This is a genomic window from uncultured Pseudomonas sp. (assembly GCF_913774235.1).
Taxonomy (GTDB): domain Bacteria; phylum Pseudomonadota; class Gammaproteobacteria; order Pseudomonadales; family Pseudomonadaceae; genus Chryseomonas.
In genome coordinates, this window is the sequence record NZ_CAJYDW010000013.1 from 1 (window position 1) to 14949 (window position 14949).

A 14949-nucleotide genomic window follows, 5' to 3' on the forward strand; every position below is an offset into this window, starting at 1 on the left:
GGGGCCACGAGGTCGGGCTGCACGCCTGGGACCACCATGCCTGGCAGGCCCATACCGGCAGCTGGAGCCTGGAACGCCTGGGCGAGGAATTCGGCCGCGGCCTGCACGCCCTGGAAGACATCCTCGGCGCCCAGGTCGACTGCTCCGCCGCCGCCGGCTGGCGCGCCGATCCGCGGGTGGTGCTGGCCAAGGAGGCCTTCGGCCTGCGCTACAACAGCGATTGCCGCGGCAGCGCCCTGTTCCGCCCGCGGCTGAGCAACGGCGGCCACGGCACGCCGCAGATCCCGGTGGACATGCCGACCTTCGACGAGGTGGTCGGTCCGGATCTTGCCGCCGCGGATTGGAACGATTATCTGCTCAAGCTGTTCCGTCCCAATGCGCTCAACGTCTACACCCTGCACGCCGAGGTGGAAGGCATCGCCTTCGCCGAGGATTTCCGCGCCCTGCTCAAGGCGGCGCGGGAACAGGGCGTGCTCTTCCTGACCCTGGGCGACCGCCTGCCGACCGATCCGCGCCAGTTACCCGCGGGCAACCTGATCCGCGGTAGCCTGGCTGGCCGCCAGGGCTGGCTGGGCGTGCAGGCATGACCCGGCGCTGTCTACTCGCGCTGCTGCCGCTGGCGCTGCTGGCCTATGCGTTGCCGCTCGAATGGCGGGGGCTGTGGATTCCGGACGAGTCGCGCTACGCCCAGATCGCCCAGGAACTTTGGCGCAGCGGCGACTGGGTGGTGCCGCATTTCCTCGGCCTGCCGTACTTCGAGAAGCCCATCGGTGGTTACTGGACCCAGGCCATCGCCCAGGCCTGGCTGGGCGATTCGCTGTTCAGCGTGCGCCTGGTGCCGCTGCTGGCCAGCCTCGCCACCGCCGCCCTAGTGGTGCGCCTGACCCGGTCGATCTGGCAGGACCGTACCCTGGCCCTGCTCGCCGGGGTGCTCTATCTCTCCTGCCTGGCCGTGGCCGGCCTGGCTACCTACGTGACCCTGGATGCCCAATTCGCCTGCTGGATGGCCCTGGCGCTGCTCGCCCTTTGGCAGGCCCAGGCGGCCACGACCCTTAGCGCTGCCCTGGGCAACTGGGCACTGCTCGGCCTGGCCTGCGGCTGTGGCCTGCTGACCAAGGGCTTTCTCGCCCTGGTGCTGCCAGTGCTGGTTGCCGTGCCCTTCTTCATCCTGCAGGGGCGGCTGGGCGAACTGCTCAAGCGCGGCCCGCTGGCCGTGCTGGTGGCGGCCCTGGTGGTGGCGCCCTGGGCCTTGCTGGTGGCCCACCGCGATCCGGATTTCTGGCATTTCTTCTTCTGGCACGAGCACATCCAGCGTTTCGCCGGCCAGGACGCCCAGCACGAGCGGCCCTTCTGGTTCTACGGCCCGATCCTGCTGCTGGCCATCCTGCCCTGGGCCGGCCTGTTGCCGCGCACCCTGGGCGCGGCCTGGCGCGAGCGGCGTCATGCCGGCACGGCCTTTCTCGGCCTGGCGTTCGCGACCCAGCTGGTGTTCTTCAGCCTCAGCCGCGGCAAGCTACCCACCTATCTGCTGCCGAGCCTGACCGCGCTGGTGCCGCTGCTGGCGCGTACCCTGCTGGAAGGCTATCGCCGCAGCGATTTCGGTGCTCTGCGCCTGAACGGCCTGTGCAACCTGCTGCTGGGGCTGGTCGGCCTGGTGGCGCTGCTGGTCTATGGCGGCCGTCTCTACGATGGCGGCGACGAAGGCCTGACCCATGGCCTGGCGCTGCTGGCCCCTCTGGCACTGCTGGTGGCCGGCCTGGGAGCGCTGCGCTGGCCACGCCTTACCGCCCTGGCGCCGGCCGTGGCGCTCTGGGTGATCCTGCCGCTGCTGTCCGTCGCCCTGCCCAACAGCGTGGTCGACAACAAGCTGCCGAGTACCTTCATCGAGGCCCAGCTCAGTCACTTCAAGAAAGCCGGCCTGCTGGTCAGCAACGACCTCGGGGTCGCCGCCAGCCTGGCCTGGGCTACCCATCGCGATGACGTGGTGGTGGTAGGTGGTCCGGGTGAGCTCAAGTACGGCTTCGAGCGTGAGCCCGACAGTGGCCGGCTGATCCCCGAGCAGGGACTGGCCGCCTGGCTCGCCGCGCATCGCGATCAGGGCCCGGTGGACATCCTGCTGCGGGTGGACGGCCCCAGCGATCGCCAACTGCTCGACAGCCTGCCCGAACCTGGCGAAAGCATCGCCAGCGAGCGCCTGGTGCTGCTGGTCTATCCGAGGCTTACGCCATGACCGCTGTCGATGGCCTGCTGATCGCCCTGGTGATAGCGCTCACCTGCGCCGGCCAATTGGGCCAGAAGCGCGCGGTGGCCGCCGGCAACGCCCTGGCCGCCCGGCTGAGATCGCCCTGGCTGTGGGGCGCGCTGGTCTGCCTGGGTCTGGCCCTGCTGGTCTGGTGCGCGGTGCTGCAGCGGGTGCCGGTGGGCGTCGCCTATCCCTTGTTGTCGCTCAATACCCTGGCGGTCACCCTGGTGGCACGCCTGGTCTTCGGCGAGACGGTGGACGCCCGTGCCTGGTGTGGCTGCCTGTGCATCGTCGTCGGCGCCGCCCTGCTGGGAGGCCAGCTATGAACGGTCTGCTGCCCCTGGGCCTGAGCATCCTCCTGACCACCCTGGCCCAGCTGTCCCTGCGCGCGGCCCTGGTGCGGCTGCCGGCCATGGCCACCTGGGCCAGCGCGCCCACGGCGCTGTTCGGCACTGACGGGCTGCTGCTGGCCCTGGGCATCCTCTGCTACGGCCTGTCGCTGCTGGCCTGGCTGGCCGCCCTGGCGCGCCTGCCGCTGGGCCGCGCCTATGCCGCGCTCGGCCTCTCCTACGTCTTCGTCCACCTCGGCGCAGCCTGGCTGCCAGGCGCCGCCGAATCCTTCACTCCCTGGAAAACCCTGGGCGTCGCGCTGGTCGTGGCCGGCGTCGCCCTCGTCGGCGGACCCCGGTCCGGCGCCGCTCCCACCTCGAGGAACACCCTATGAACATCAGCGTTTTCGGCATCGGCTACGTGGGCCTGGTGCAAGCCGCCGTGCTGGCGGAAGTCGGCCACCAGGTGGTGTGCATGGACATCGATCGCGTCAAGATCGACAAGCTCAAGCGTGGCGAGGTGACCCTCTACGAACCCGGTCTCGAAGACCTGGTGCGCAGCAACCTGGCCGCCGGCCGCCTGGTGTTCACCCATGACGCCGCCGAGGCCGTGGCCCATGGCGCCGTGCAATTCATCGCCGTCGGCACCCCGCCGGCCGCCGATGGCTCGGCCGACCTGTCCGCCGTCTTCGCTGTGGCCGAGACCATCGCCCGCCTGCGCCGTGAGCCGTTGGTCGGTCAGCCGGTCTCGCGCGATCCGCTGCTGGTGGTGAACAAGTCCACCGTGCCGGTGGGCACCGGTGACCGCGTCCGTGCGCTGATCCACGAGGTGCTGGCCGAAGAGGGCCGTACCCTGCACGTGGAAGTGGTCTCCAACCCGGAATTCCTCAAGGAAGGCGCCGCCATCGCCGATTGCAAGAAGCCCGACCGCATCGTGGTGGGTACCGATTCGCCGGTGGCCCGCGACCTGATGCGCGAACTCTATGCGCCCTTCAATCGCAACCATGACCGTATCCAGTGCATGGACCTGCGCAGCGCCGAGCTGGCCAAGTACGCCGCCAACAGCCTGCTGGCGGTGAAGATCAGCTTCATCAACCAGATCGCCGAACTGGCCGAGCGGGTCGGCGCCGACATCGAGGCGGTGCGCCAGGCCATCGGCGCCGATCCGCGCATCGGTCACCACTTCATCTATCCCGGCTGCGGCTACGGCGGCTCCTGCTTCCCCAAGGACCTGCAGGCGCTGATCCGCACCGGCGAGGAAAACGAGCTGGACCTGGATCTGCTGCGCGCCGTGGAAGCCATCAACGTGCGCCAGAAGACCAAGCTGTTCGAGCGCATCAGCACCTACTTCGACGGTGACCTCAAGGGCCGCACCTTCGCCCTCTGGGGCCTGGCCTTCAAGCCCAACACCGACGACATGCGCGATGCGCCCAGCCGGGTGCTGATGGAAGCCCTCTGGGAGGCCGGCGCTAAGGTGCGCGCCTTCGACCCGGTGGCCATGGCCGAGGCCCAGCGCCTCTATGGCCACGACGAGCGCCTGGCGCTGATGGGCACCCCCGAGGCCGCCCTGGCCGGTGCCGATGCCCTGATCATCTGCACCGAATGGCAGCAGTTCAAGGCGCCGGACTTCGACCTCATCGCCCGCCAGCTCAACCAGCCGGTGATCTTCGATGGCCGCAACCTCTTCGATCCCGAGCGCATGGCGCGCCGCGGCATCGAGTACTTCGCCATCGGTCGCGGCGCGGCCCTGAGCGGTCCCCAGGTCCCCCGTCGCGTGGACGCCGCCTGATGGTGTCGCCCATTCCCCTGACCCCGCCGGGTGCGCGCCTGGTCACCCTGCCGGCGGCCAACCGCCTGCGCGGGGAAAGCCTGCTGGTCGGACTGGTCGCCACGCTGCTGTTCACCCTGGGTATCTGGAACCAGGCGCCCCAGGGCTTCGACGGGCGCTGGGCGGTGTTCCTGGAGGAGATGTTCCGCCATGGCCCGGCCTTTTTCCCCACCACCTACGGCCAGCCCTATCCGGACTATCCCGCCACAGCCACCTGGCTGAGCTGGCTGGCGGCGCGGGTGATCGGCGCGCCCAATCACCTGGCCAACGTGCTGCCCACCGCCCTGGCCTCGGCCGCGGTACTGGCGCTGACCTATCGCCTGCTGGCCGACACCCGTCGCGCCTGGGCGTTGCTCACGGTGCTGCTGGTGGCCCTGACCCCGCAGTGGCTGGAAAAGGCCCGCGCGGTCTGCCTGGATCAACTGGTCGCCCTGGTGGTGCTGGGCTGCTTCTATCTGCTCTACAGCGCCGACCGCGACGGTCGGCCGCTGCGCCGCCTGTTGGTGTTGCCGCTGTTCGCCCTGGGCTTCGCCATCCGCGGCCCGCTGGGGCTGATCGAGCCCTGCGGCGTGGTCTGCCTCTACTGGCTGGTGGTGGCCTGGGGGGAACCGGCGCGGCGCACCCTGGCTCTGCAGCGGCTGGTGGGCTATGGCCTGGCCGGCCTGGCGCTGCTCGCCCTGTGCTGGTGGACGCTGATCCAGCTGGCCCACCATGAAGGCGGCGCCGACTTCGCCGCCGAAGTCTGGCACATGCAGGTCAGCGGCCGGCTGGACGAGAGCGGCAAGCCGTTCTGGTTCTATCTGCAACTGGGCCTGTATCGCTACCTGCCGGTAATGCCGCTGGCGTTGCTGGTGCTGGTGGCCGAGCGCCGCCGCCTGCTGGACTGGCCGCACACCGTCCAGCGGCGCCTGCTGCTGGCTCTGGCCGGTAGCGGTCTGCTGATCCTGGTCGGGCTGTCCATCCCGCACTTCAAGCGCGCCTACTACGTGGTGCCCATGGTGCCTTTCCTGGCCGCCATCGCCGCCCATGGCCTGCTGCGCGCGGAGGGTTGGTTCCGCCGGATCGTGCCGGTCTACAGGGCGCTGGTGCTGGCGCTGCCGGGGCTGGCTCTGGTGGCGCTGCTGGTCTGCCGTCACCTCTGGCAGCGCCACGGCTACTGGCCGGACGTCTCCCTGGCGCTGTGGATACCCGTTTTCGTCGCCCTGCAGCTCGCCGCCCTGATCGCCTGGCGGCGCCTGGACGGTACCCGCCGACTGCTCGCCCTCAGCGCCCTGGCGCTGGCCGCCCAGTGGCTGATGTTGGTCGTGGTCGTGGAACCGGCCCAGGACCTGCAATACGACAGCCGCGGCTTCGTCCAGCAGGTGGAAGGGATGCGTCAGGCGCAGCCGGGTCCCCTGGTATTCTTCGGCCTCGGCCAGGACAGCTGGGCGATCCGCTACATCATGAACCTGGACCACGACGAGCAGCCGCTCTTCATCGCCCGGCCCCAGGTCGCCGACCTGGCCCATCTGCCCGCCGGCGCCTGGGTCATCCTCGCCCGCGCCGACCGCGAGCTGCTGGCCGGCACCCCGCTGGTGAATCAGCAACCGGTGCTGGAACGCCGCCTCAACGGCAATCCCTGCCTGGTGTACCGCCTACCGTGACGCCCCGGAGCTGACCGCGCTAGCGGTCAGCTCTGTACAGCTCCAGGATCCGACTGCGTCCCTGCTCGGCGACCAGGTAATGGCCGTCGCCGCGGGCAATCAGGGTCTGCGCCGAGCGCAGGTGCGAGAGCACCGTGACCAGGCGACCGTCGGGCTGCACCAGCAGGACGCGGGCGCCATGGGTGGCGTCTTCGGTGATCCATAGGCCGTCGGCCGAGCACTGCACGAAGCCGGGGGCATCGAGGCCCTCGGCGACCAGGGTGTCGGCGCCCTGGGGTTGCCACTGCTTGACCCAGCCCTTGGCCTTCTCGGTATAGAACAGCCGGCCATCGGGACAGCGCGCGACGCCTTCGCCCTCCACCAGGCCGTCGCGCAGCACCTCCAGGCGTCGCTGCGCGGGGTCGTAGCTCAGCAACCGGCCACTGGGCCGGTCTTCGATGGCATAGAGCAACTGGCCGTCGGTGGCCACGCCCTCGACGTCGTTGCCGTCGAACAGCGACTCGGGACGCCCGTCGCGCAACAGGAACACCGGGAAGGTCCCGCCTTCCTGGCTGACCACCAACTGACCCTGGAACATGACCAGGCCATCCGGTTTGGACAATTCGCCCAGCACTGGCTGGCGCTGCCTATCGGGCTTCAGGCGCAGCAGGCTGCCACGGCGACTGGAGAACTCCTGGGTGGCGAACAGGCTGCCATCGGCCGCCAGTGCCAGGGCGCTGACCATGGGGATGTCCGTGGCGAATTCGCGATAGCCCCAGCCCGCGGCGGCGCTGACCGGATGGAAATGCCGCCAGGCCGGGTAGGCGAAGCCGAGCGCCACCACGGCGACGCCCAGCGCCAGACCCTTGCCCAAACCCCGGCGTGAAAAACGTCGCATGGCGACCTCGCTAAGCGATGGAAAGACCTCTCAGCTTAGCGGGCAGGACGTGAAGATTCCGTCGCCGGCGCCCCCCAGGAGGAGCGCCGGCAGTAGAGGCGGCGCCTCAGGCGGTGAGGAAGGCCTCGGTCAGCTTGACCCAGTAGCGCGCGCCCACCGGCAGCAGGGCGTCGTTGAAGTCGTAGGCCGGGTTGTGCAGGTTGGCGCTGGGGCCATTGCCGACGAACAGGTAGCAGCCGGGCACCTGTTGCAGCATGTAGGCGAAATCCTCGCTGGCCGGGATGGGCGCGAAGGGGTGCAGGGCGTCGGCACCGAAGTGGTCGAGGGCCACCTGGCGGGCGAAGGCGGTGGGGCCGTCGTGGTTGACCAGCACCGGATAGCCGCGCTGGTAATCCAGCTCGGCGCTGGCGCCGAAGCTCTCGGCCTGGGCGCGTACCAGGGCGCTGATGCGCTGCTCCAGCAGATCGCGGGTGCTGTCCTGGAAGGCGCGGATGGTGAGCTTCATCTCCACCGCATCGGGGATGACGTTGGAGGCTTCGCCGCCATGGATGCTGCCGACGGTGACCACGGCGGTATCCAGCGGCGCCACGTTGCGCGAGACCACGGTCTGCAGCGCCAGCACGGTGGCGGCGCTGGCGACGATGGGGTCGACCGCCTTGTCCGGCACCGCGCCGTGACCGCCCTGGCCGCGGATGCGCAGGAGGGCGGTGTCGGAGGAGGCCATGGCGGCGCCGTCGACGAAGCAGAACTTGCCGGTGGGCACGCCCGGCATGTTGTGCAGGCCGAACACCTGGTCGCAGGGGAACAGCTCGAAGAGGCCGTCCTGCATCATCTTCAGGGCGCCGCCCAGGCCTTCCTCGGCCGGCTGGAAGATCAGGTGCAGGGTGCCGTCGAAGGCGCGGGTCTCGGCCAGGCAGCGGGCGGCGGTGAGCAGGGTGGTGGTGTGGCCGTCGTGACCGCAGGCGTGCATGCGCCCGGGGTGCTGGCTGGCGTAGTCGAGGCCGGTGGTTTCCAGGATCGGCAGGGCGTCCATGTCGGCGCGGATGCCTAGCACCTTGCTGCCGCTGCCGGCGCGCAGGGTGCCGACCACCCCGGTGCCGCCCAGGCCGCGATGGACCTCGTAGCCCCAGCCGGCGAGGGCGGCGGCCACCAGGTCGCTGGTGCGCTGTTCCTGGTAACCCAGTTCGGGATGACGGTGGATGTCGCGGCGCAGGGCGACCATGTCCGGCAGGTAGCCGGCGATATGACGGGCGGTGGCGTCTTGATCCGCAGCGGTGGCGAGGCTCATGGCGATCTCTCTCAATCCAGGTGGCGTTCGGGATAGCTCAGCAATGCCAACCATCCTATCAGCAGCATGGCGATCAGGTACCAGGCCGGGGCGAGCGGACTGCCGCTGGCCTGGATCAGCCAGGTGGCGATGAATTGGGCGGTGCCGCCGAACAGCGTCACCGCCAGGGCATAGGTCATGGCCAGTCCCGTGGCCCGCACCGGCCGCGGCAGGCCGGCGAGGATCAGCAGCAGACCGGCGGTCATGTTCACGCTCATGGCGGTGATCACCAGGAAGCGGGCGGCGAAGGCCAGCCCCTGGGTGGTCGGGTCGTGCAGCCAGACGAAGGCCGGATAGATGCCCAGCAGGGCCACCGCCAGGCTGACCAGGGCCACCGGCTTGTAGCGGCCGAAGCGATCCAGCAGCAGCCCGGCGGCCAGGGCGGCGGCCATCTGCACCGCGCTGGAGGCCACCCCGGCGAGATAGGCGCTGGTAGCCGGCAGGCCGACAATGCGGGTCATGTAGGTGGGCATGTAGAACTGCATCAGGTAGGTCAGCAGGGTGGCCGACATCACGATCAGCAGGCCCAGGCCGAAACGCCGCGGGTGCTCACGCAGGAAGGCGCGCACCGGGCCGCCCTCGGCCACGCCGGCGCCGCTCCAGGTCTCGTCCACCTGGCGGCGGATATAGAGGCCGACCGGGATGATCAGCAGCCCGACCAGGAAGGGGATGCGCCAGCCCCAGGCGTGCAGGTCGGCTTCGGACAGGCTGCGGGTGAGCAGGGCACCCAAGGCGGCACCGAGCAGGGCACTGCCGCCTTGGCTGATGACCTGCCAGCTGACGTGGAAGCCGCGCCGCCCGGGGCTGGCCGATTCCAGCAGCAGGGTGGTGGCAGCGCCGATCTCGCCACCCGCCGAGAAGCCCTGCAGCAGGCGACCCAACAGCAGGATCAGCGGGGCGGCAAGACCGATCTGGGCGTGGGTCGGGGTGAAGGCGATGAGGGCACTGCCCAGGCCCATCAGGGAAATAGTCAGCAGCATGGCCTGCTTGCGACCGTGGCGGTCGGCATAGGCGCCCAGCACCATGCTGCCCAGCGGGCGCATAACGAAGCCGACGCCAAAGACGCCAACCGCCATTAGCAGGGAGCCGTAGGGGGTGTCCGAAGGAAAGTAGAGCTGGCCGATGATGGCGGCGAAGAAGCTGAACACGGTGAAGTCGAACATCTCCAGCCCGTTGCCGAGGCTGGCGGCGGCGATCAGCTTGGCGCGCGAGGGACCGGCGACGGGCCGGGCGGTCGCCGGGGTGGAGGACGTCGGAAGGACCTGGGCCATGGAGCGCTCCTCGGTGACGGGGTGAATGCTTAGCTATGCAAGTACCGGTCCGGCCCGTCCGAGCCGCGTCTTGGCGCGAGTGGGGCAGGGCGCGGTACCTATCCTTGCGCCAGCCTAGTGCACGGCGGCCAGCTGTGCCGCCTGGGCGACCCGTGGCAGTCGTTCATAAATCCGTCACAATGCCTGCCTAGAGTGCCAGCTCGCGCCTGCGCGTCGCCGGCCCAGGTCCGTCTCCCATCCCCGCGAGGAATCCGGCATGCATCTCAGAGGCCCGCTGACCACGCTGGCGCTCGTTCTGGCGCTCGGTGGCCCGACCGTCGCCCGGGCGACCGACGTCGACCCGGCCCTGCCCGAGTACCAGAAGGTGAGCGGCGTCTCCGGCAACCTGTCCAGCGTCGGCTCCGATACCCTGGCCAACCTGGTCACGCTATGGGCCGAGAGCTACAAACGCGAATATCCCAACCTCAATATCCAGATTCAGGCCGCCGGTTCGTCCACCGCGCCGCCCGCGCTCACCGAGGGCACCGCCAGTATCGGTCCCATGAGTCGCAAGATGAAGGACGCCGAACTGCAGGCCTTCGAGCAGCGCTTCGGTTATCGCCCCACCGCCGTGCCGGTGGCCATCGATGCCCTGGCGATCTTCGTGCACAAGGACAATCCACTGAAACAGCTGACCCTGGAGCAGGTCGATGCCATCTTCTCCAGCACCCGGCTCTGTGGTGGCCCCCGCGAGCTGCGCACCTGGGGCGACCTGGGGCTGACCGGCGACTGGGCCAGGCGCCCGATCCAGCTGTTCGGCCGCAACTCGGTGTCCGGCACCTACGGCTATTTCAAGGAAGCAGCGCTGTGTCGCGGCGATTTCCGCGCCAACGTCAACGAGCAGCCTGGCTCGGCCTCGGTGGTCCAGGCCATCAGCCAGTCCCTGGGCGGCATCGGCTACTCCGGCATCGGTTACCAGACCGCCAGCGTCCACACCCTGGCCCTGGCCAAGCAGGGTACCACCGACTTCGTCGAGGACAACCAGGAGAACACCCTGTCCGGGCGCTACCCACTGGCACGCTTTCTCTACGTCTATGTGAACAAGGCACCCAATCGTCCGCTCAACCCCCTGGAAGGCGAGTTCCTGCGGTTGATCCTCTCCCGCACCGGCCAGGAGGCGGTGGTCAAGGACGGCTACATTCCGCTGCCGGCGCCGGTGGTGCAGCAGGCGCTGAAGTCCCTGGGCTACTGATCGCCGCTGCGCTTCCGCTCGCCTCGCCAGGGGCGCGTCCGGCTGTCCATTCGCTGTAACCTTTCTGTCACACGACGTGATTAGGCTCTGCGCCATGAAATCCCCGGTACCCCCGTCCACGCCCGATCCTCGCGGCCCCGCCCGGCTGGACTTCAACACGTCCGCACTGCGCCGGCGGCGGCGTTGGCGGGCCCTGCAGGATCGACTCATCCGGGGGGCGGTACTGGTCGGCGGCCTCGCCGTGCTGGCCACCATCACGCTGATCTTCTTCTACCTGGCCTACGTGGTGGCGCCGCTGTTTCGCGGTGCCAGCCTGCAGGCCCAGCCGCTGCCCCAACCGGACTGGCTGGCGAGTGCCGGGACACCGCTGCTGCTGGGCCTCGACGAGCAGAACCGCATCGGCCTGCACCTCGCCGCCAGCGGCGAAGCCACCTTCTTCACCCTGGCCGATGGTCAGCCGGTCCTGCGTGAGCGGCTGCCGCTGCCGCCGGGGGTCGGCATCACCAGCCAGGCCCAGGACGCCCCGCGCGGGCTGATCGCCCTGGGACTGTCCGACGGCCGCGTGCTGGTGGCGCACAAGCGCTATGTCTCGCGCTATCCCCAGGGTAACCGGGTGATCATCCCGGAACTCGACTTCCCCTACGGCCGCACGCCCCTCGACCTCGGCGCCGACCGCACCGCGCTGGACCGGGTAGCCATCGCCGGCGACGACGACCTGCTGGTGCTCGCCGGCGCCCAGGGCAATCGGGTGACCGCCCTGCGCCTGGCGCGGCGTGCGGTGCCGGTGACCGGTGGCGAGAGCGGCGAGGTGCGTAGCGTCACGCGGCTGATTCCGCTCAATGCCGCGGTCAAGGCGCTCCACCTCGATCCGCGCGGCCAGTGGCTCTATGCCCTCAACGGTCGCGCCCAGGCGGACGTCTTCGACCTGCGCGACGGCAGCCTCAACGGTCACTACAAGCTGCTCGAGTCCGCCGACGACGAGGTCACCGCCAGTGCCCAACTGCTCGGCGGCGTGTCCCTGCTGGTAGGCACCGCCAAGGGCGGTATCGCCCAGTGGTTCATGGTTCGCGGCCAGGATGGCGAACCGGTGCTGCGGCACATCCGCAGCTTCCAGCTCGGCGCTGCCCCCATCGTGCAACTGGTGCCCGAGCAGCGGCGCAAGGGCTTCCTGGCGCTGGATGCCCAGGGCTGGCTCGGCGTCTACCACAGCACCGCGGCCCGTACCCTGCTGCGCGAGCAGATCGCCCCGGCCGCCGGCGTGCTGGCCCTGTCGCCGCGGGCCGACCGGCTGCTGCTGGAGGTCGATGGCCACCTGCTCGGCTTCGTCCTGAACAATCCGCACCCGGAAGTCTCCTGGTCGGCGCTGTGGGACAAGGTCTGGTACGAGAATTACGCCGCGCCGGCGCAGGTCTGGCAGTCCAGCGCGGCGACCGCCGACTTCGAACCCAAGCTCAGCCTGGCGCCGCTGACCTTCGGCACCCTCAAGGCGGCTTTCTACGCCATGCTGTTCGCCGCGCCCCTGGCCATCGCCGCGGCAGTCTACACCGCCTACTTCATGGCGCCGCGCATGAGGCGCACGGTCAAGCCGGTCATCGAGCTGATGGAAGCCCTGCCCACGGTGATCCTCGGTTTCTTCGCCGGCCTGTTCCTGGCGCCCTTCGTGGAAAATCACCTGCCAGGCCTGTTCAGCCTCCTGTTGCTGCTACCTTTGACCATCCTGGCCACCGGTTTCGGCTGGTCGCGCCTGCCGGCCGCGCTGCGCGAGCGGGTGCCGGAGGGCTGGGAAAGTCTGTTGCTGTTGCCGGTGGTACTGCTCACCACCGCGCTCGCTCTCTATCTCAGTCCCTGGCTGGAAGGAGCACTGTTCGCCGGCGACCTGCGGCTCTGGCTGAACCAGGAACTGGGTATCGCCTACGACCAGCGCAACGCCCTGATCGTCGGTCTGGCCATGGGCTTCGCCGTCATTCCCAACATCTTCTCCATCGCCGAAGACGCCATCTACAGCGTGCCGCGCAGCCTCACCCTGGGTTCCCTGGCGCTGGGCGCCACGCCCTGGCAGACGCTGGTACGGGTGGTGCTGCTGACCGCCAGCCCCGGCATCTTCTCGGCGTTGATGATAGGTCTCGGTCGCGCCGTGGGCGAGACCATGATCGTACTCATGGCCACCGGCAACACCCCGATCATGGACGCCAACCTGTTCGAGGGCATGCGCACCCTGGCGGCCAACATCGCCGTGGAACTGCCGGAGTCCGAGGTGGGCGGCACCCATTACCGGCTGCTGTTCCTGGCCGCCCTGGTGCTGCTCAGCTTCACCTTCCTGATGAATACCCTGGCCGAGCTGATCCGCCAGCGTTTGAGGAAAAAGTATGCGACGCTCTGAGGCTCGCGTGTCGCCAGAGCGCGGCCACCCCGGGCGCCGGCGCTCCCTGAGCGGCTGGCTGCGCGGTGGCGATCCGGGCATCTGGCTCAGCGGCGGCGCCGTGGCCATCGCCGTGCTGATGACCCTCGGCCTGATCGGCATCATCGCCGTGCGCGGCCTGGCGCACTTCTGGCCGGCCGAGGTGGTAGAGGCGCGCTATGCGCCGCCGGGGCTCGCGTCCCGCCTGGTACTGGGTGAGGTGGTGCAACGGGAAACGGTACCCGTGGAGCAGCTGCGCAGTGCTGGTCTGCCGATCAGCGCGGACAGCGGTGAAACCCTCACCCGCGAACTCTTCAAACTCGGCAATCGCGACCTCCTGGGCAGCGATTTCGTCTGGCTGATCGGCGACTGGCTGCAGGATCGCCGCTCCCCCGCCGACGTCCTGGTGCTGGAGCGCCGCGAATGGGGCAACTTCTACGGCTATGCCGTGGAGGTGCGCGAGGAAGGCCGCCAGGTCGCCAAGGGCGCCGCGGCGCTGGCCGAGCTGCAACGCCGGCTGGCCCGCAACCAGGCGCTCAGCGCACGTCTGGAACGTCTGGAAAAGCAGGACATCGGCAGCGTCAACCATGCCCTGGAGCGCCTGCGCCTGGAGGGCCGTGGCCTGGAATTGGACGGTCGCCTCGATGCCGCCGCCCAGGCCGACCTGGCCGCCCGTCGCGCCGAGCTGGAGGCGCGCTACGACGAGCTGGAAGACCAGCTCGCCAGCCTGCGCCAGGCGCTGCGCCGCGACAGCCTGGTAGTGCGCGACGTCGAGGGCCGTACCCTGGAGCTGAACCTGGACCGCATCGTGCGGGCCTACCAGCCCAACGCCATGGGCCTGGGCGCCAAGCTCGGCTTCTACGGCACCAAGCTATGGGAATTCCTCAGCGCCGATCCGCGCGAGGCCAATACCGAGGGCGGCGTCTTCCCGGCCATCTTCGGCACCGTGATGATGACCCTGCTGATGGCGGTGATCGTCACCCCCTTCGGCGTGATCGCCGCCATCTACCTGCGCGAATACGCCCGCCAAGGCCCGCTGACCCGCAGCATCCGCATCGCCGTCAACAACCTCGCCGGGGTACCGGCCATCGTCTACGGCGTCTTCGGCCTGGGCTTCTTCGTCTATGTGCTGGGCGGCTCGCTGGACCAGCTGTTCTTCCGCGCCAGCCTGCCGTCGCCCACCTTCGGCACCCCGGGCCTGTTGTGGGCCTCGCTGACCCTGGCGATCCTCGCCATGCCAGTGGTGATCGTCGCCACCGAAGAGGGGCTGACGCGGATTCCGCGCAGCATCCGCGAAGGCTCCCTGGCGCTGGGCGCGACCCAGGCCGAGACCCTGTGGAAGGTGGTGCTGCCGCTGGCCAGTCCGGCGATGATGACCGGGCTGATCCTGGCCGTGGCCCGCGCCGCCGGCGAGGTGGCCCCGCTGATGCTGGTCGGGGTGGTCAAGCTGGCACCGGCGCTGCCGCTGGACGGCAACTATCCCTATCTGCACCTGGACCAGAAGATCATGCACCTGGGCTTCCACATCTATGACGTCGGCTTCCAGAGCCCCAATGTGGAAGCCGCCCGCCCGCTGGTCTATGCCACCGCACTGCTGCTGGTACTGGTGATCGCCGGGCTGAACCTGTCCGCCGTATTCCTGCGCAACCGGTTGCGCGAAAAGTATCGGCTGCTGGAAGACTAGTATGGTGCTTCAGAAGTTAACTACACGATTTTGGCGGCGCTTTTTCGGCGTGGACGGCGTTGCCACTCCTCGCCATAGCCCTGCTATGACTCGTCGCGGCGCCTGGCCCCCACCCAAAA

Annotated in this window: 12 protein-coding genes; 9 read left to right on the top strand and 3 right to left on the bottom strand. The window is 69.3% G+C overall.

What is annotated here, in order from left to right; genetic code table 11:
- The 6 genes from QZ471_RS13975 to QZ471_RS14000 all read left to right on the top strand — a co-directional run.
- Positions 1-587: 4-deoxy-4-formamido-L-arabinose-phosphoundecaprenol deformylase (locus QZ471_RS13975; protein WP_295464738.1), on the top strand; the 587-nt coding region annotated here is incomplete at its 5' end.
- Positions 584-2230 carry a lipid IV(A) 4-amino-4-deoxy-L-arabinosyltransferase gene (arnT, locus tag QZ471_RS13980; RefSeq protein ID WP_295464740.1) on the top strand — a complete coding sequence of 549 codons (1647 nt, stop codon included), beginning with the start codon at positions 584-586 and terminating at the stop codon, positions 2228-2230. The genes QZ471_RS13975 and arnT, both read left to right, overlap by 4 nt.
- Entirely contained in the window at positions 2227-2568 is a 342-nt protein-coding gene (locus tag QZ471_RS13985; protein ID WP_295464742.1) for an EamA family transporter, read from the top strand. The genes arnT and QZ471_RS13985 overlap by 4 nt, the downstream gene beginning before the upstream one ends.
- Positions 2565-2966 carry a 4-amino-4-deoxy-L-arabinose-phosphoundecaprenol flippase subunit ArnF gene (arnF, locus tag QZ471_RS13990; protein ID WP_295464744.1) on the top strand — a complete coding sequence of 134 codons (402 nt, stop codon included), beginning with the start codon at positions 2565-2567 and terminating at the stop codon, positions 2964-2966. The genes QZ471_RS13985 and arnF overlap by 4 nt, the downstream gene beginning before the upstream one ends.
- Positions 2963-4360 carry a UDP-glucose/GDP-mannose dehydrogenase family protein gene (locus QZ471_RS13995; RefSeq protein WP_295464746.1) on the top strand — a complete coding sequence of 466 codons (1398 nt, stop codon included), beginning with the start codon at positions 2963-2965 and terminating at the stop codon, positions 4358-4360. The genes arnF and QZ471_RS13995 overlap by 4 nt, the downstream gene beginning before the upstream one ends.
- Positions 4360-6042 (top strand): glycosyltransferase family 39 protein, encoded by a 1683-nt coding sequence (locus tag QZ471_RS14000; protein WP_295464748.1) that lies wholly within the window; start codon positions 4360-4362, stop codon positions 6040-6042. Before QZ471_RS13995 ends, QZ471_RS14000 begins: the two co-directional genes overlap by 1 nt.
- Positions 6043-6061: 19 nt before the next feature.
- Here QZ471_RS14000 and QZ471_RS14005 read toward each other — a convergent pair whose 3' ends face one another.
- The 3 genes from QZ471_RS14005 to QZ471_RS14015 all read right to left on the bottom strand — a co-directional run bounded on the left by QZ471_RS14005 (position 6062) and on the right by QZ471_RS14015 (position 9517).
- Positions 6062-6919 carry a hypothetical protein gene (locus tag QZ471_RS14005; protein WP_295464750.1) on the bottom strand — a complete coding sequence of 286 codons (858 nt, stop codon included), beginning with the start codon at positions 6917-6919 and terminating at the stop codon, positions 6062-6064.
- Positions 6920-7025: 106 nt separating this feature from the next.
- A complete protein-coding gene (locus tag QZ471_RS14010) occupies positions 7026-8207 on the bottom strand; it encodes a M20 aminoacylase family protein (RefSeq protein WP_295464752.1) in 1182 nt (393 codons plus the stop codon).
- A gap of 11 nt (positions 8208-8218) precedes the next feature.
- On the bottom strand, positions 8219-9517 hold the full coding sequence (locus QZ471_RS14015) for an MFS transporter (RefSeq protein WP_295464754.1): 1299 nt from the start codon (positions 9515-9517) through the stop codon (positions 8219-8221).
- A 256-nt stretch (positions 9518-9773) separates the two neighbouring features.
- Between QZ471_RS14015 and QZ471_RS14020 the strand changes: the two genes are divergently transcribed.
- From QZ471_RS14020 to pstA, 3 genes are all read left to right on the top strand, one after another.
- Complete coding sequence (locus QZ471_RS14020) at positions 9774-10748, top strand: phosphate ABC transporter substrate-binding protein PstS family protein (RefSeq protein ID WP_295464756.1); 975 nt, start codon at positions 9774-9776, stop codon at positions 10746-10748.
- Between the two features lie 94 nt (positions 10749-10842).
- Positions 10843-13128: an ABC transporter permease subunit gene (locus QZ471_RS14025; protein WP_295464758.1), complete on the top strand. Its 2286-nt coding sequence runs from the start codon at positions 10843-10845 to the stop codon at positions 13126-13128.
- Complete coding sequence (gene pstA / locus QZ471_RS14030) at positions 13115-14830, top strand: phosphate ABC transporter permease PstA (protein WP_295464760.1); 1716 nt, start codon at positions 13115-13117, stop codon at positions 14828-14830. Before QZ471_RS14025 ends, pstA begins: the two co-directional genes overlap by 14 nt.
- Positions 14831-14949: the final 119 nt, after the last annotated feature.